16 protein-coding genes are annotated in these 17,758 nt (G+C 61.9%); all 16 read left to right on the forward strand.

All coding sequences use genetic code 11. The features are described 5' to 3' along the window. Window positions 1-269: 269 nt before the first annotated feature. The 16 genes from C2L65_RS33080 to C2L65_RS33155 all read left to right on the forward strand — a co-directional run bounded on the left by C2L65_RS33080 (window position 270) and on the right by C2L65_RS33155 (window position 17,731). Window positions 270-1,949, forward strand: a complete 1,680-nt coding sequence (locus C2L65_RS33080; RefSeq protein ID WP_042305982.1) for an FAD-dependent oxidoreductase — start codon at window positions 270-272, stop codon at window positions 1,947-1,949. Continuing rightward, window positions 1,946-2,851 carry a fumarylacetoacetate hydrolase family protein gene (locus tag C2L65_RS33085; RefSeq protein ID WP_042305981.1) on the forward strand — a complete coding sequence of 302 codons (906 nt, stop codon included), beginning with the start codon at window positions 1,946-1,948 and terminating at the stop codon, window positions 2,849-2,851. The genes C2L65_RS33080 and C2L65_RS33085 overlap by 4 nt, the downstream gene beginning before the upstream one ends. 34 nt (window positions 2,852-2,885) lie before the next feature. Next, complete coding sequence (locus C2L65_RS33090; protein ID WP_042305980.1) at window positions 2,886-3,824, forward strand: cupin domain-containing protein; 939 nt, start codon at window positions 2,886-2,888, stop codon at window positions 3,822-3,824. Between the two features lie 24 nt (window positions 3,825-3,848). Continuing rightward, the gene (locus C2L65_RS33095; RefSeq protein WP_042305979.1) at window positions 3,849-4,991 is read left to right on the forward strand and encodes an acyl-CoA dehydrogenase family protein; all 1,143 of its coding nucleotides are present in this window, start codon (window positions 3,849-3,851) and stop codon (window positions 4,989-4,991) included. 29 nt (window positions 4,992-5,020) lie between these two features. Beyond that, a complete protein-coding gene (locus C2L65_RS33100; protein WP_042306089.1) occupies window positions 5,021-6,520 on the forward strand; it encodes an aldehyde dehydrogenase family protein in 1,500 nt (499 codons plus the stop codon). An 87-nt stretch (window positions 6,521-6,607) separates the two neighbouring features. Then, window positions 6,608-7,474 carry an enoyl-CoA hydratase/isomerase family protein gene (locus C2L65_RS33105; RefSeq protein WP_042305978.1) on the forward strand — a complete coding sequence of 289 codons (867 nt, stop codon included), beginning with the start codon at window positions 6,608-6,610 and terminating at the stop codon, window positions 7,472-7,474. Continuing rightward, a complete protein-coding gene (locus tag C2L65_RS33110) occupies window positions 7,471-8,634 on the forward strand; it encodes a CaiB/BaiF CoA transferase family protein (RefSeq protein ID WP_042305977.1) in 1,164 nt (387 codons plus the stop codon). The genes C2L65_RS33105 and C2L65_RS33110 overlap by 4 nt, the downstream gene beginning before the upstream one ends. Window positions 8,635-8,640: 6 nt before the next feature. Continuing rightward, window positions 8,641-9,894: an NAD(P)/FAD-dependent oxidoreductase gene (locus C2L65_RS33115; RefSeq protein ID WP_042305976.1), complete on the forward strand. Its 1,254-nt coding sequence runs from the start codon at window positions 8,641-8,643 to the stop codon at window positions 9,892-9,894. A gap of 31 nt (window positions 9,895-9,925) precedes the next feature. Next, the gene (locus C2L65_RS33120; RefSeq protein ID WP_042305975.1) at window positions 9,926-10,237 is read left to right on the forward strand and encodes a 2Fe-2S iron-sulfur cluster-binding protein; all 312 of its coding nucleotides are present in this window, start codon (window positions 9,926-9,928) and stop codon (window positions 10,235-10,237) included. Window positions 10,238-10,272: 35 nt separating this feature from the next. Then, window positions 10,273-11,121 (forward strand): acyl-CoA thioesterase, encoded by an 849-nt coding sequence (locus C2L65_RS33125; RefSeq protein ID WP_233446706.1) that lies wholly within the window; start codon window positions 10,273-10,275, stop codon window positions 11,119-11,121. A gap of 75 nt (window positions 11,122-11,196) precedes the next feature. Next, entirely contained in the window at window positions 11,197-12,852 is a 1,656-nt protein-coding gene (locus tag C2L65_RS33130) for an ATP-dependent acyl-CoA ligase (RefSeq protein ID WP_052426844.1), read from the forward strand. Window positions 12,853-13,025: 173 nt separating this feature from the next. After that, window positions 13,026-13,721: an SDR family NAD(P)-dependent oxidoreductase gene (locus tag C2L65_RS33135; protein WP_042305973.1), complete on the forward strand. Its 696-nt coding sequence runs from the start codon at window positions 13,026-13,028 to the stop codon at window positions 13,719-13,721. Between the two features lie 51 nt (window positions 13,722-13,772). Beyond that, window positions 13,773-14,984, forward strand: coding sequence for a cytochrome P450 (locus C2L65_RS33140; protein ID WP_042305972.1), 1,212 nt, complete (start codon window positions 13,773-13,775; stop codon window positions 14,982-14,984). A gap of 69 nt (window positions 14,985-15,053) precedes the next feature. Then, window positions 15,054-15,302: a ferredoxin gene (locus C2L65_RS33145; RefSeq protein WP_081920828.1), complete on the forward strand. Its 249-nt coding sequence runs from the start codon at window positions 15,054-15,056 to the stop codon at window positions 15,300-15,302. Continuing rightward, window positions 15,299-16,546, forward strand: coding sequence for an NAD(P)/FAD-dependent oxidoreductase (locus tag C2L65_RS33150; RefSeq protein ID WP_042305971.1), 1,248 nt, complete (start codon window positions 15,299-15,301; stop codon window positions 16,544-16,546). The genes C2L65_RS33145 and C2L65_RS33150 overlap by 4 nt, the downstream gene beginning before the upstream one ends. 24 nt (window positions 16,547-16,570) lie before the next feature. Next, complete coding sequence (locus tag C2L65_RS33155; RefSeq protein ID WP_042305970.1) at window positions 16,571-17,731, forward strand: CaiB/BaiF CoA transferase family protein; 1,161 nt, start codon at window positions 16,571-16,573, stop codon at window positions 17,729-17,731. The last annotated feature ends 27 nt before the right edge of the window (window positions 17,732-17,758 follow it).

A 17,758-nucleotide genomic window follows, 5' to 3' on the forward strand; every position in this document is an offset into this window, starting at 1 on the left:
TATTGGGCGCTGGACTGTGTCTTCCAGGCGGCTGTGTCACAGGATAGCGATGCAACCTGGTTCGTCACCAATACGTTTTTCCGATCCAGTGAGAGGAAGAACATTGGCTGCGCATCAGAGGGAAATCCTCTTAATTCCTCTGCAAACAGTATTGGTCGGCGCGTGGAGGTGCTTGCTAGAGTGGCTTCACATCGAGGCGCCGCGGTCGGAAAGCGTAGCGGCGCAGCGTAACTTCATACGACACACAAAGCATGATGGAGCAATCAGCTATGGCGCAAATCGATACGGCCGGACGCACCCCGGTCGTCATTGTCGGAGCGGGACCGATCGGACTTTCCCTTGCGGGCGATCTGGGCTGGCGGGGTGTTCCCTGCGTGCTGATCGAGCGCGGCGACGGCACCGTGTTCCAGCCGAAGATGGATATGGTCGGCATTCGTACGATGGAGTTCTGCAGGCGGTGGGGCATCGTCGACGATGTCGAGAACGCGGGTTACAACCGCGACTATCCGCAAGATTACGCATGGGTGTCGCAGCTTGCGGGCGGCTACGAATTCGGCCGTGAAGTGTTTCCGAGTGTGCATGATGAAGCGCGGCCCGAGCAGAGCCCGCAAAAGCGCGAGCGTTGCCCGCAGAATTTCTTCGATCCGGTGCTGACGCGCTTCGCCAAAAAGACGGGCAACGTGCAGATCCGTTACAGCACCGACTATGTTTCGCACGTCGAGCACGATGACGGCGTCACGGTGACCGCGCGTGACATCGCATCGGGTCGCGAAGAAACGATCGAATGTCAATACCTGGTGGGCTGCGACGGCGGTGCGAGCCGCGTGAAGGAGAACCTGGGCATTCGCATGACGGGCACCCCGGCGCTGACCTACACGACCAACGCGATCATCGAGTGCAAAGGGCTCGAAGCGCTGCACGACAAGAAGCCGGGCTATCGCTACATCTTCATCGGCCCGGAAGGCACGTGGAGCACGGTCGTTGCGATCAACGGACGTGACTGGTGGCGCTTTTCGATCGTCGGCGACGGCACGATGCGGACGCTGTCCGAAGACGACGTGGCGGCTGCGTTCCGCCGCGCGGTAGGCCGCGACGATGTCGAGTTCCGCATCCTCTCCGTGATGCCCTGGATTCGCCGCCAGCTGGTCGCCGACAACTACGGCACGGCGCGCGTGAAGATTGCCGGCGACGCCGCGCATTTGACGTCGCCCACGGGCGGGTTCGGCATGAACATGGGCATCCAGGATGCTGTCGACCTTGGCTGGAAGCTTCAGGCGATGGTCCAAGGGTGGGGCGGCGAACATTTGCTCGACACCTATGAATTCGAACGACGGCCCATTGCGATTCGCAACGTCAATGAAGCGACCAGCAATCTGAAGCTGATGCTGACGCCGCGGCAGAACCTCAGCCCCGCAGTGTTCGAGCCAGGCGCAGCCGGCGACGAAGCACGCCGCGTATTCGGCGACGCCTACACGAAGATGATGAAGCGCGAGTGGTACACGATCGGCATTCATCTGGGCTTCCGCTATGAAGGTTCATCAATCGTCGTACCGGATGGCACGCCCGAGCCTGAAGACACCGTCAGCACCTACGTGCAGACGTCGCGCCCGGGCCATCGCGCGCCGCATGTATGGCTCGACGCTGACCGTTCGACGCTCGATCTCTTCGGCAAGAGCTTCGTGCTGCTGCGCTTCGACGCCTCGCTGGCCGTGGATGCGCTGTGCGACGCGGCACAACGCGCAGGGGTTCCGCTCACGGTGGTGGATCTGGACCATGACGCCGCACGTGCCGCTTACGAACGCGCGCTGGTCCTCGTGCGTCCCGATGGCCATGTTGCATGGCGCGCCGACGCGGCACCCGAAGATGCAGAGGCGCTGATCAACGTGATTCGCGGTGTGTACCCCGTGAAGCCCGAAGCCGTTGCGAAAGAAGAGGTGGCCACGCGATGAAACTCGTTACGTTCGACAACGGGCGCATCGGCATCGTCGATGGTGATCGCGTGATCGATGTCAGCGATCTGGCGGGCGTGCAGCCCGGTATCTGGCCGCCTGTCGGCATGGTGCGGCTGATCGCGGACTGGAAGGAGCGCGGCCCGACGCTGCTGGATGCGCTGGCGCATCGCGAAGGTCGGCCGCTTGCCGACGTGCGTCTCGAGGCCCCCGTGCAATGGCCCAACAAGGTGATCGCGTTTCCCGCGAACTATCACGCGCATATCGACGAGATGAAACAGGGTGGCGCAAGCGGCGTGATCTCGACCTTCAAGGCGAGCGGACAGGGCTTCTTTCTGAAAGCGAATTCGAGTCTGAGCGGCCCTGCCGACGACATCATGCTGCCGCCGCTGGCGGGCCGCGAGATTCATCACGAATGTGAACTCGGTATCGTGATCGGCAAGCGTGGACGGGCGGCGACGCGTGCGGAGAGCCGGGATTACGTATTCGGTTTTACCTGCCTGCTCGACATGGTAGTGCGCGGCAAGGAAGAACGCGTGATGCGCAAGTCATTCGACACCTTCTGCCCGACTGGCCCGTGGATTACGACAGCCGATGAAATCGCAGACTTCGACAACATTGAGATGCGGCTCTTCGTCAACGGCGAAGAACGCCAGCGCGCCACGACGAAGAACCTGATCGTCGATGTGCCCGAGATGATCGCGATGTCTTCGGCGGTGATGACGCTGGAGCCGGGCGACATCATTGCAAGCGGCACGCCGGCGGGCGTCGGTCCGGTGGAGGACGGCGACGTGCTGGAGATCGTGATCGACGGCGTGGGCTCGATGGAGCTTCATGTGCGACAGGGCGAGGTTGGCGATCACCCTGTCTGGGACGAAGCGAAGGCCGGACTTGCAGTGTGATGCAACCGATCGAGCCAAACGAGCGAGGACACTGATGTCACAGATCATCACGCAGGCGCCCACTGCGCCCGAAGGTTATTTCGAGAGCCTGCACGCCCGCGCGCTGTCGCCGGGCTGGGCGAAGAAGGCACCGCAGATGTGGCCGACGCCGCGCCCGCGCTTCGTGCCGGCAGTCTGGCGTTATGCGGATGCGCGTGCCGCGCTCGATGCTGCGTGTGCTTTCGTGTCGCCCGAGCAAGCCGAGCGGCGCAACCTGATCATGGTCGATCCGATCGCCGACAACATCTATCCAACCTGCCGCCATCTGGTGGCCGCCTATCAACTGGTGTTGCCGGGCGAGACGGCGCGTTCGCACCGTCATTCGCCCAACGCGCTGCGGCTCATTCTGGATGCCGGTGAACGCACGTTCACGATCGTCAACGGCGTGCGAATCGACGTGATGCCGGGTGATGTGGTGCTCACGCCGTCGTGGCATTGGCACGGTCATAGCAATTTCGGCGACGAAGCGGCTTTCTGGATCGACTTCCTCGACGTGCCGCTGGTGCAGAACCTCGAATGCATGTTCTTCGAGGATCACCCGCAGCGCAACGAACCCGTCACGGCGCATGAGCCCGATTCCCCGATGCGCTTCAAGGCTGCTGACCTGGAGCGTGGCGCGTACGAAAACGGCACCTTTGATCTCGCCACCGATAGCCTGAAAACCATCGGCGTGCAGTCCATCGGGCTGGTGCGCGGCGCACGGCAAGAGTCGCGTCCGCGCATCGACAACAGCCTCTATACGGTAATGAGCGGCGAAGTGCGTTTCACCGTCGATCAGCTAGGCACCGTCGAGCTTACGCGTGGCGACGTGATCGTAATTCCTTGCTGGCATGCGTTCACCATCGAGAGCCAGTCTGCGCGTGCGCAACTGGTGCGCGTCAGTGATGAGCCGGCATTACGCGCACTCGGCTTTCGCGACGTCACGCTGGCTTGACGTGCGGCGCAACAGGAGAACAACGTGAAGTTCAGTGAAGAACAGGGGATGCTGCGCGACATGGTGCGGCGTGTCGCCGACGAGCAGGTGCGCCCGCTCGTCGCCGGGATGGAAGAGACGCGTGAGTTTCCGGATGCGCTCGTCGAGATATTCGGCGATCTCGGTCTCCTGCAGATGTGGGTGCCCGACGAATACGGCGGACCCGGCGGCGACCTGACGTCCGTGTGTATCGCGAAAGAGGAAATCGGCAAGGTGTCGCTCGCGGCATCGACGCTGTGCGCGAACAACTCGATTGGACTGATTCTGCCGCTGCTGCATTTCGGCACCGATGCGCAGAAGGCGCGCTATCTGCCCGAAGCCGCCAAAGGCCGCACGATTTCATCGGTGGCGATCACCGAGCCCGAAGCCGGATCGGATGTGTCCGCCATCCGCACCACCGCGCGGCGCGACGGCTGCTCGTATGTGATCAACGGACAAAAGAGCTGGATCACCTGGGCCGCGCAGGCGCACTACATGCTGGTGTTCGCTCGCACGTCGGAAGGGCGAGGCCACGAAGGCATCAGCGTGTTCCTCGTCGATACGAAGACGACGGGGCTGACGGTTGGCCGCAAGGAAGTGAAGATGGGGCGGCATGGCTCACCCACTTATCAGGTGTTCTTCGAGAACATGCGCGTCGATGCCGATTGCCTGCTCGGCGAAGAAGGCAATGGCTTCAAGGCGTGCATGAAGATTCTCGATCTGAACCGGCCTTCCGTCGCGGCGTCATCGCTGGGGCTGGCGCAGGCTGCGCTGGACGAATCAATCCGCTATGCGCGCGATCGCCGCCAGTTCGGCAAGCGGATCGGCGATTTTCAGGCGATCCAGTTCAAGCTCGCCGACATGGCGATGAAGATCGAAGCCGCCCGCACCTTGCTCTACACCAGCACGCAGGAAATCGACGCGGGCGACACCAGCCGTCTCACGCTGCTTTCGTCGATGGCGAAATGCTTCGTGACCGATGTCGCGATGGAAGCCGCACTCGAAGCGGTTCAGGTTCACGGCTCGTACGGCTACTCGACCGAGTATCCCGTCGAGCGCTTCATGCGCGACGCAAAGCTGAACCAGATTCTCGAAGGCACCAACGAAATCCATCGGCTGATCATTGCCCGGCAGCTGCTGGGCAAATGAGACCCCGATTGACCATGAAGGACACTGACATGACGACGAGTTTTCATCCGGCGCTAGGTGAAGCGGCGCGAAGCTTTCTTGCCCGCGAACATCAGCTGTTGATCGATGGGCAGATGGTCGCTTCAGAAGGCGGCCAGCGCACCGACATCATCGATCCAGCGACGGGCGAGGTGATCGCCACCGTGGCCGAGGCAACCGCGATCGACGTCGATCGTGCTGTCGTAGCGGCACGATGCGCGCTGGAAGGTCCGTGGCACAAGGTCACGCCAGCGCAGCGCACGCGCATGATGCTGCGCTTTGCGGAGCTGATCGAAGCCAACGGCGAGGAACTCGCACAACTCGAATGTCTGAACAGCGGCAAGCCGTTGCCGTTCTGCCGCAACGGCGACGTGGCGGGCATTGCCGAGATGCTGCGCTACATGGCGGGCTGGACGACCAAGATGGGCGGTGAAACGCCGAATGTCTCGCTGGCGGGGGAATGGCACGCGTACACGTTGCGCGAACCCGTCGGCGTGGTGGGCCAGATCATTCCGTGGAATTTCCCGCTCAACATGGCGATGTGGAAGATTGCGCCCGCGCTCGCGGCCGGTTGCACGGTGGTGATGAAACCGTCGGAGCAGACGCCGTTGACGGCACTGCGTCTGGGCGAACTCGCGCTGGACGCTGGGATTCCGCCGGGCGTGCTCAACATCGTGACTGGCTTCGGCACTCCCGTCGGCTCCGCGATTGCGGCGCACCCCGGCGTCGACAAGGTGGCCTTCACGGGCTCGGGCGAAACGGGGCGGCGCATCCTCCAGGCGGCAAGTGGGAATCTCAAGCGCGTGTCGCTGGAACTGGGTGGCAAGTCGCCCGTCATCGTGTTCGACGATGCGAATCTGGAGGCCGCCGCAGCGGGCGTCTGCTCATCGATCTTCTTTCACGCCGGGCAGATTTGTGCGGCAGGCTCGCGCCTGTATGTCCACCAGCGCGCATACGAACCGCTGCTGGAACTGATTGCGAAGCGCGCCAACAGCATGAAGATGGGCCACGGTCTCGATGCCGGCACGGAAATGGGCCCTGTCATTTCGCGGCGGCAACTGGATCGTGTGGCGGGCTATATCCGTAGCGGACAGGAAGAAGGCGCGACGCTCTACGCCGGAGGCGTTGCCTCGCACGAACGTGGATTTTTCGTGCAGCCGACTGTGCTGACGAATGTAAAGCCAGGCATGAAAGTTCACGACGAAGAAATCTTCGGGCCGGTGCTGTGCGCGATGTCGTTCGATGACGACGACCTCGACAGCATCGCCGCCACCGCGAACACCTCCACTTATGGGCTCGCCTCCAGCATCTGGACCAGGGACATCGGCCGGGCACACAAGATGGCGCGTCGTATGCAGGCGGGCATAGTCAACGTCAATGCGTTGTCGTCGCCGGATGCGACCCTGCCATATGGCGGATACAAGCAGTCGGGCTGGGGACGTGAGCGCGGCTTCGAGGCGATCGAACTCTACACCGAGGTCAAGGCGGTGGCGATCAATCTGAACACCTGACGGGTCAACCGTATCGTCCGTTCCGAGCTTCGGAACATGTCGAAGAGAACAGGCGTCCGCTTGGCGCGGACGCGGAGGAGAACACGCATGACAGGCAGCATCGATTACCTCGCAAAGGACGGCCGGGCCTACATCACGATCAATCGCCCGGAAAAGAAAAACGCGATGACGAGCGCGATGCTCGATCAACTGATGGAAGGCTATGACCGTGCCGAAGCCGACGACGACGTGCGCGTGGTCGTGTTGCGCAGCGCGGGCGACGATTTCAGCACCGGACATGATCTCGCCGAAGTCGGTACCGAATATGGCGCGACGACTTACGACGACAAGGGCCGTCCGCGCAAGCCGAGCCAACGTGCGCGGCTCCAGCACGACAAACGCTATATCGAACGTTTCGAGCGCGTGTTCCGTTTTCTGAAGCCGACGCTTTCGCTGGTGAAGGGCTACTGCCTCGGTGCCGGTCTTTATCTCGCGGAAGGCTCGGACCTCGTGATCGCCGCCGATACGGCGAAGATGGGCCACCCTGAACAGAAGCTCGGGCTGTCAGGCGCTGCCTATTTCGCTGCCTGGGAAATCATGGTGATGGGGCCGCGCAAGGCGCGCGAACTGTTGCTGATGGCCGATGTCTGGGACGCACAGACGTGTGTTGCGAACGGTCTCGTCAACAAGGTGGTGCCAGTTGCGTCGCTCGACGAAGCCGGCGAGGAATGGGCCGAACGCATCGTGCGACTGCCGCGCGATGGTATCGCGGTCGGCAAGGCCGCTACGCATCTGGCGATGGATTCGCTCGGTATCTCGAGCCAGTTTGCTTACGGTCATGTGCTGCACGCACTCGCGACCAACGTGCGCTACGAAGCCGACGAATACAACTTCATGAAGCAGCGCCGCGACAAAGGTGTACGGGCATCGAACCACGAGCGTGAAGCGTTCTACACCGAAAAGGAAAAAGCATGAAAGCGGCGCTCCACGGTCTGAAAGTGCTCGACTTCACGCAGATGATGACGGGCCCGTTCGCGACGATGATGCTGGGTGATTGCGGCGCCGATGTGATCAAGGTCGAGCAGCCCGAGGGCGATCCGTTTCGCCGCTCCGGCGAAACCACGCTCAACGGCGACGGCGTGTTCTTCCTCGGTGTGAACCGGAACAAGCGCGGCATCGCGCTTGATTTGAAGACGGAAGAGGGGCGAGCAGCCGCGCGCGCACTGGCCGCCGAGGCCGATGTGCTGGTCGAAAATTTCCGGCCGGGATTCACTGAACGCGTCGGCATCGGCTACGAAGCGCTGCGGGAGATCAATCCGCGCCTCGTGTATTGCTCGATTTCGGGCTTTGGCCGCAACGGGCCCGACCGCAATCGTCCCGCCCTCGACATGATCATCCAGGCCATTTCCGGCGTGATGCAGGTCACGGGCACGGAGGAATCGGGTCCTTTGAAAACAGGCTTCCCGTTTTCGGACCTGATTACCGCGCTGCTGGCAGCGATCGGCATTCTCACTGCGTTGCAGGCGAGATCGAAGACGGGCGAGGGACAGCGCGTGGACCTGTCGATGCTAGACGCCAGTATCTTCAGCCAGGTGCCGCGCGACGTGTATTTCGACCTGACCTCGAAGACGCCGCTGCGAATGGGCAACCAGCATTGGGACATCGTGCCGAACAACACGTACACGACGTCCGATGGCCGCGACATCATGATCATCACGATCAACGACAAGTTCTGGCAGGTGCTCTGCGATGCGCTCGGCGCGCCCGAACTGAAGACCGACCAGCGCTTTGCCACCAAGGCGGCGCGGCTCGCCAACCGTGATCTTGTGAACGAAACGCTGTCCGCGATCTTCGCGACCCGCGACCTCGTCGCATGGGAAGAGGCGCTGTCCGCCGCAGGTGCGATCTACGGAGCAGTGCGTACCTGGCCAGAAGTGTTCAACGATCCGCATGTGGTCGACAACCTGTTGAAGACCTTGCCCCATCCGAAAGGCGGCCACTTCAAGATCATCAACAATCCGTTGAGCTTTTCGGGCACACCGACACAGATTCTTCGCTCGCCCCCGATGCTGGGTGAACACAACGAAGAAGTGCTGGGGCGGACGGGAAGCGCGTGGCCCGCGGCGGGCGCGTGAGATGGAATGAGCGACAGTAAGGAGGGCATCGTGGAGGGGACCTGCATTATTGTCGGCGCGAGTCACGCGGCGGCGCAACTGGCTCCGAGCGTGCGGCAGGAAGGCTGGCAAGGGCGAATCGTGGTGATCGGCGACGAGCCGCATCTGCCGTATCACCGGCCACCGTTGTCGAAGGCGTATCTGCTCGGTGAAAAGAACAGTCACGATCTGCTGATCCGCACGGCTGACGCCTATGAGAAGTTCGGCATCGAGTTTCGTCTGGGTGAGCGGGTGGCATCCATCGACCGTGTACGCAAGCAGGTGACGTTGCAGGACGGGTCATCACTGGCATATGACAAGCTCGCGCTTTGCACGGGCACACGCGTTCGCACGGTCGATCTGCCCGGCGCAGAGTTGACGGGCGTGCATTACCTGCGCGGCATCGCGGACATTGATTGTATCCGCCGCCATGTCAATGAAGGTGCTCATGCGGAGATCGTTGGCGGTGGCTATATCGGACTCGAAACGGCAGCCGTACTGAAGCGGCTCGGCATGCGCGTGACGGTGCTGGAGATGGCGCCACGCGTGCTCGCACGTGTCACCGCGCCTGAGGTGTCCGCATTTTTCGAGCGCGTGCATCGTGAAGAAGGCGTCGATATCCGCACGGGTGTCTGCGTCGAACGCTTCGAAGGGAACGGTCATGTCGAGCGGATCGTGCTGCGCGACGGTACGGTGTTGCCAGCCACGCTCGTTGTTGTCGGTGTCGGCGTGATGCCGAATGTCGAATTGGCGCAACAGGCGGGGCTGGAGGTCGATAACGGCATCGTTGTCGATGCGTGCGCGCGCACGTCCGACCCGGATATCGTCGCCGCGGGCGACTGCACGACGCATCCGTCGCCGTATTACGGGCGCATCCGCCTCGAGTCGGTGCCGAATGCTACCGAACAGGCCAAGGCCGCCGCGGCTGCGATATGCGGCAAGGACAAGCCGTATCGCGCGCTGCCCTGGTTCTGGTCGGATCAATACGACATCAAGTTGCAGATCGCCGGGCTCAATGCGGGCTACGACCAGGTGGTGATACGCGGCCAACGCGACGCGGGCCGCAGCTTTACTGCGTTCTACCTGAAGCAGGGCCGTCTGGTCGCGGCGGACTGCGTGAACCGCGCGCAGGAATTCATGGTCAGCAAGCGGCTGATTGCCGAGGGCGTAGCCGTCGACGCAGCACGCCTGGGTAACGAAGATTTTCCGTTGAAATCGATGTTCGAAACAGTGCAGCAGTAGTCCGATTGTTTTAGCCAGAGTGAGGTATGCAATGCCAGTCGTCAAATATGTTCAGGTCAGCGGCGAAGTCACCGAAGTGGACGTGCCGCTCGGAAGCTCAGTCATGCAGGGTGCCATCGACAACATGATTGCAGGCATCGTCGCGGAATGCGGCGGCGCATGCAGCTGCGCGACCTGCGAGGTTCACGTGGACGATGCGTGGATGGGTGCCGTCGGCGAGGCCTGCGATATCGAGCGTGAAATGCTGGAAGGTCTTGGCGAGCCGCGCCACAACAGCCGCCTGAGTTGTCAGATCGAGATCACGCCGGAGCTGGACGGTCTCGTCGTCGCGATTCCGGGCTGACGTTCGGGCTGATGGGAGGGCGTGTGGCGCTGACGGTGAGTGAACTGTTGACGTTGCTCAGGCTGCGTGAGGAAAGCCGTCATGTGTTCGTCGGCGGCTCGCCCGTCGACGGCGTTCGGCGCATTTACGGTGGCCAGTTGCTTGCGCAGTCGATCATGGCGATGGGACAGACGGTGCGTGACGCGCACCGTCTGCACTCGATGCAAGGCTATTTCGTGCATCCCGGCGATGTGACGCGGCCGCTTCGGTTCGAAGTGCAGGCCGTGCGAGAGGGCCGCAACTTCAGCACGCGCCATGTGCGCGTTGCGCAGGATGAGCGGCTCGTGTTCATCGGCGCAAGTTCGTTTCAGACGCAGGAAGGCGTTCACGAGCGTTTGCCGCCAATGCCCGCTGTGCCGTCACCTGAACAGCTGCCATCGGAAGCGGATATCTTCGCAAACGAAGCCAATCTGCTGGAGCGCCGGCGTTCGCATGTGTCGCTGATCATGCAGCTGTTCGAGCGCCGCAGCGAGCAATGGCGGCCATGGCTCGATCCCGGCGTACGCGCGCCTGTCAACGGCTTGTGGTGCAGGTTGCGCGAGCCGTGCGGCGATGATCCGCTGTTGTGCGCCGCTGTGCTCGCGTACGCAAGCGACCTCGATCTGATGACGACAGCGATGCGACCGCGCGGCTATGGCGCAATGGATTCGCGTGCCCGCTCCGCGAGCCTCGATCACGCGATGTGGTTTCATGCGCCCGTGCGACCGGACGAGTGGTTCTACTACGACATGACGGGGCCGTGCGCGATGAACAATCGTGGGCTAGGTTCGGGCGCGTTGTATCAGAACGGTCGGCTGATCGCGACGGCGATGCAGGAAGGGTTGATGCGTGTCGATGACGAATAGCACCTCGCAACATGTCGGCTGACGCGCGATCAAAGTAATCAGGCGACTTATCGGACAGTCAGGGCGGACGACGAGATGGGGCAGTGGGACGACAAGTTCGAACGGGCCGAACGCAGGTGGGCCGACTGGACGATGCAGGCGTATGCGCAAACGGAACGTGTAATCGGCCACATCATCGAGGACAAGGCGCGTCGCGATCCATACCATGAAGTGTTCCGCTTCGGCGATCGCACGATCAGCTTCGAACAGTTGAATGCGCTATCCAACCGCGCAGCGAACGGATTTCTCGAGTTGAGTATTGGCTCAGGCGACAAGGTCGCCGTCATGTTGACGAACCGCGTCGAGTTCCTGATTGCGTGGTTCGGTTTGAATCGAATCGGCGCGGTGTGCGTACCGATCAACGTAGCATTGAAGGGCGAAGGTCTCACATATCAGATCGATCACGCGGATTGTGTCGCGCTGGTTGCCGAGCCTGCCTTCTCTGTGCCGCTCGAGGCCGTTGCGGACCGGCTACCGAAGCTGCGTCACACAATTGTGGTGGAAGGTCGCGCGCTGTCTTGTCTCACAGGCTGGCCAGGCCGCGAGCCGCTGCATTTCGACGAACTGATGGCGCACGCCGAAACGGCGCCTGGCGTATCCGTCGATTTCCGGCAACTGTCGACAATCTCCTACACGTCGGGCACGACGGGCCGCTCGAAAGGCGTGCTGATCAGCCATCACTACTGGTACGAAATCTGGTCGCAGGCGGTGCAGTACGCACGCTATACGGATTACGACGTGCTCTATACGGGGCTGCCGTTCTTTCATACGAGCGCGCACGGCACGACAGGCCCGGCGATACTCGCCGGTGCGCAAGCGGTATTTGTCGAGCGCTTTTCGGCGAGCCGCATGCTCGACGACTGCCGTCGCTGGAACTGTACGTCAGCGAAATTCATCGGCGGCATGCTGTCGATTCTCATGAAGCAGCCCCCCTCTCTGGACGATGCCGATAATCCATTGCGTCTGATGGTGGGCGCCGCTGCGCCGCCCCATCTATGGCTCGCGTTCGAACAGCGTTTCAATACGCGTCTGCTCGAACTGTACGGCATGACGGAGTGCAGCAGCTGTCTGGTGAATCCGTACGACGACAGGCGCGCGGGCTCATGCGGCAAGGCGATCACGGGCTATGACGTGAAAGTTGTCGACGATCTCGACAATGACGTGGCGCGCGGTCAAACGGGCGAACTCGTCGTGCGGCCGCAGCATCCATATCTGGGAACGAGCGGCTATTACAAGGACCCTGACGCCACGATCGACCTGTTTCGCAACTTGTGGATTCACACGGGCGATCTCGCGCGGGAAGACGAGGATGGGTACTTTCACTACGTCGACAGAAAGAAGCAGGCGTTGCGTCGGCGAGGTGAAAACATTTCGTCGTTCGAGGTCGAGGCCGTGATCGGTGCGCATCCGTCTGTACTCGAATCGTGCGTGGTGGGCGTGCCGTCCGAGCTTGGAGAGGATGATGTGAAGGCGGTGATCGTGCTCAGGCAGGGCGAGCAGCTCACGGAAGTCGAGTTGATACGCTGGTGCGAGCCGCGTCTCGCGTACTTTGCGATCCCACGTTATGTCGCGTTTCGCGACGGTCTGCCGAAAACACCGAGTGAGCGCGTCGAGAAATATCGCTTGCGCGCAGAAGGCGTTACGGCTGACTGCTGGGACCGCGAGCGCGCGGGGGTGATCGTCAGCCGCTGAGCGGCAATCAGCGCGCAGCGTGGCGGCAGCAACGATAGGAATTCGGTCTCACGATCCAGCAAAACAGTATTGGACCTGCGACCTTCGAACGGCGAATCTTGAGCCTGAGACCACGCGAGAACGCGTGTGTGAGCGGAAGCAGTTCAAGACCATATCGTGAGAAGAGGTGACGCATGACCACCAGAGTTGCAGTTGTCACGGGCTCCAACGGCCTGACGGGACAAGCCATTTGCAAGAACCTGAGCGAACGCGGCTACAAGGTCGTCGGGCTCGATATCGCCGATGAGGGCAAAGGCGACTACGCGTACCACAAGTGCGACGTGACCGACCACGCGCAAATCCAGGCCGCGGTTGAAACGATCGACGCGCAATACGGCACGATTCGCGTGCTCATCAACAACGCCGGTGTGTGGCACGGCAAGACGTTCTTCGACATCTCGCCTTCGGACTACGACTTTACGTACGGCGTCAACGCACGCGCACCATTCTTTCTCAGCCAGGAAGTGGCAAAACGCCTCGTCAAGGCGGGCGGCGGCGGTGTGATCGTGAATCTGGCATCGATCGTCGCGACGGCTGGCAGTGGCGTGACCGACTACGGAGGCTCGAAGGCAGCCGTCATCAATCTCACCAAGAGCCTCGCGAAGCCGCTCGGACCGCATGGCATCCGCGTCGCAGCTGTGTCGCCTGGCACCATCAACACGGCGATGGGCGAGAAGGTACCGAAGGAGATCCGCGACAAGCTGATCGCCAGTTCGGGCCTGCAACGCGCGGCGGAACCGGAAGAAATTGCCTCGGCGATTGGCTTTCTGGTCAGCGATGACGCCCGCTATGTGACGGGCGCAACACTGGACGTCAACGGTGGTCTGTAACTGGCTTCCCGACATGATTTCAATCAATCAATCGATGTGACGGGAGGCACGATGTCTGGATGTCCTTTCAGCAAACCGGCATTCCCGATGCCGCGTCAATGTCCGTTCGTACCGCCGGCAGAGTACAGCGCGTTCCAGCAGCAGCCCGGACCCGTCAAGGTGCAGATGTGGGACGGCAAGGACGCGTGGCTGTTCACGCGCTACGACGATGTTCGTGCCGTGCTGGGCGATAACCGTTTCAGCGGCGATCCGCATGTCGGCGGATTCCCGAGCCTCTCGCCTGCGCGCAACGCGGTACTCGATCTGGAACCTGCGTTCATCCGGATGGACCCGCCACAGCACGGCCACTTTCGACGCATGCTGACCAAGGAATTCATGATCAAGCGCGTGAGCGACATGCGTCCGCGTATCGAGTCGATCTTCAACCGGCTCGTCGATGAATTGCTGGAAAAAGGGCCGCCCGCGAATCTGGTCGAAGATCTTTTCTTGCCGCTGACGTCGGAAGTGATCGCGGGACTGCTTGATGTGCCCGCGTGCGATCACGGTTTCTTCCAGGAGCAAAGCCGGCTCAAGGTGCTCCTCGATGTCGATCCTTCCATTCCGAAAGCGGCATCGGATCGCATTCTGACGTATCTGGACCGGCTTATCACCGAGCGCACGAAGGACGCGGAGAACCGCACCGACCTGCTGAGCCGGCTGATCGTCGAGCAGGTGCGGCCCGGGCATCTGACGCACCGCGAACTGGTCATCATGGCGGAGCTGCTGCTGATGGCCGGTCATGAAACAACGGCCAACCAGATGGCGCTCGGCGTTTTCAGTTTCCTGACCAACCCTGACCAGTTGCAACTGCTGCGTGAGACCCCGTCGCTGCTGCGCAATGCGGTAGAGGAGATGTTGCGCTTTCATACCATCGTTCACTACAACGCGTTTCGTGTCGCAACGGAAGACGTCGAAGTAGCGGGGCAGATGATCCGCAAAGGCGAGGGCGTGATCGCGCTGATTTCAGGCGCGAATCATGATGCGACAGCTTTTGAAAAGCCCGACCGGTTCGATATCACACGCAAGGCCGATCATCACGTCGCGTTTAGCTATGGGATTCACCAGTGTCTGGGCCAGCCGCTCGCGCGGGTCGAATTGCAGGTGGTATTCGCGTCGCTGTTCGAACGGATGCCGGGCTTGCGCTTCGCGGTGCCGCTCGAAGACATCAAGGGCAAGGGCGACCACTTCGTGCAAGGCCTCGAAGCTTTGCCTGTCACCTGGTAATCAACTGAAAAGCGTCAGCGGCGTGCGTGACCGAAGCGTGCCGGGCGTAGTGCATGAGGAGAGTGAGACATGTCGAATGGAACGTTCAAACTGCGCGTCGCCGTCGATCAGGACGTGTGCGTCGGCGCAGGACTGTGTGTGCTGTCGACCGCAGAAGTGTTCGATCAGCGCGACGAAGACGGCGTGGTTAAGCTGTCGCAGACCGAGCCCGACGAAGCGCTGTATGAAAAGGTGCTCGGCGCGGCGCGCAAATGCCCGTCGAAAGCAATCAAAGTCGAGAAACTGACCGATGACGCAGCGCAGGGGAGCGGGCAGTGAACGCGCGGCCCAATGCGGTCGTGATCGTCGGAGCGGGTCAGGCGGGCTTGCAGGTCGCCGCCTCGCTGCGCGACGAAGGTTACGACGGTGAGATCCGGTTGATCGGCGATGAGGCGGCGCTGCCGTATCAAAGGCCGCCTCTGTCCAAGAGTTTTCTGACGGGCGGCGTCAGCGCGCACGATCTGAGTCTCGAGGAATCGCGCTGGTTCGACGAGGCGCGCGTCGAGCGGCTGGCGGGTGAGCGCGTCAGCGCGATCGACCGCAAGCGGCAGCGTGTGTCGCTGATGTCGGGTCGCGTCGTGTCGTACGAGCATCTGGTGCTGGCTACGGGATCGCGCAACCGCACGCTGCCGTTTATTTCTCAGGCACTCGACGGCGTGCTGTCGTTGCGTTCGATCCATGACGCGCAGCGTCTGAAGGCACGGCTCGAACTGGCGCGACGCGTCGTCGTGATCGGTGCAGGCTTTCTGGGGCTCGAAGTCGCCAGTATTGCGGCGGAACGCGGATGCGATGTTCACGTGGTCGAATCGGTTGATCGGGCCATGAAGCGCGCGATTTCCGCTGAGATGTCGGCGGCCTTCGCCGCGCATCATCGTGCAGCAGGCGTGCGCTTTTCGTTCGACGCACGCGTGCAGCGCATCTCTAGCCTCGATGGCGGCGCGTATCAGGTTGAACTTGCAGATGGCGCGTGTCTGGAAGCGGATCTGGTGCTGGTCGCGGCGGGCGTGGTGCCGAACAGCGAGCTCGCGGCGGCATGCGGGTTGTCGGTCTTCAACGGCATCATCGTGGACGAGAAGCTGCGCACGTCGGACCCAGCGATTTCGGCGATCGGCGATTGCGCGGCCTTCCCGTATGCCTTCGACGGCGGTGACCTGCTGCGTCTCGAATCCGTGCAGAACGCTGTCGATCAGGCGCGTCATGTTGCACGAGGTTTGCTGGGGCAGGCGGAGCCGTATGACCAGACGCCTGTCTTCTGGAGCGATCAGGGCGGGGCGCGCCTGCAGATTGCAGGTGTCGCGCGCCGGCTCGATAGCAGCGTGGTGCGCGGCGATCCGGAGTCGGGAGCGTTCACGGTGTTCCGTTTCAGGCATCGCCAGCTGACGGGCGTCGAATCGTGCAACCGGCCTGCCGAGCATATGGCTGCGCGCCGGTTGCTGCAGAGGCGCATCAGTCCTTCGCGCGAGCAGGCTGCTGATCCCTCGTTCGATCTGAAGCTTTTGCTGACGCTCGCGGAACCCGCCTGAAATCCGTTGCAGGAAAAGACAAACATGGCTGCATCGTCCATTCTCGACGGGGTGCGCATTCTCGACATGACGTCGGTGATCTTCGGCCCGTACTGCACCGCGACACTGGCTGAAATGGGCGCGGACGTCATCAAGATCGAACCGCCAACGGGAGACGAAATCCGGCGTGTCGGACGTCCCGCGAAGACGCGTGGCATGGGCCCGGCCCATATCACGCTCAATCGCGGCAAACGGTCGGTAGTGTGGGATCTGAAGAGTGCGCGCGGCAAGGCATCGCTGCTGCGTCTGCTGGGACGTTGCGATGTCTTCATTCACAACCTGCGGCGCGATGCCGCCGCACGGCTGGGGCTCGACTACGACGCGCTAAGTACAACCCACCCGCGTCTCGTTTATGTGCATTGCACGGGCTTTGGCGAAGGCGGTCCTTATGCGGGCAAACCTGCTTACGACGACATCATCCAGGCGGCATCGGGCGCAGCGAGTCTTCTGCCACGCGCCGATGGCCAGCCCGCACCACGATTCCTGCCGATGGCGATGGCCGACAAGGTCGCGGGTTTGCACGCGACCTATGCGGTGCTCGGCGCGCTGCTGCATCGCGAACGTACGGGACACGGTCAGGCCGTCGAAGTGCCGATGTTCGAGAGCTTCACGCACTTCCTGTTGCAGGAGCACATCTATGGACGCGCTTTCGTACCGCCCCTCGAAGAAGCGGGTTATCCGCGCCAGCTAGATCCACAGCGCCAGCCGCTGAAGTGTCTGGATGGTTATCTTGCCGTCGCGCCCTACACCGACGAGCGATGGGTGCGGTTTTTCGACGTGACGGGTCATTCGGACTTTCTCGTGAGCGAGAAGCTCTCTTCTGCACGCGACCGGTTCCATGCATTGGACCGCATGTATGCCGAGATGGCGCGCATCGTTGCCCAACAGCCATTGCGATACTGGCTGTCACTGTTCGCGGAATGCGACATTCCGGCTTCTGAAGTGAAGGATATCGACGCGGTCTTCACGGACCCGCATCTGGCGGCAGTGGGATTTTTCGAACGAAGGACACATCCATCGGAAGGCGATTACCTGCAGATGCGGCCGCCTGTGCGATTTCACGGTGCGCCTGCCGCCGAAGTACGCGCGGCGCCGCATCTGGGTGAGCACAGTGATGAGATCGACGCGTGGCTTGAAGAGCCATAAGAGCAGGACGGATAGTGCCTGACGCAA

The organism is Paraburkholderia terrae (assembly GCF_002902925.1).
Taxonomy (GTDB): Bacteria; Pseudomonadota; Gammaproteobacteria; order Burkholderiales; family Burkholderiaceae; genus Paraburkholderia; species Paraburkholderia terrae.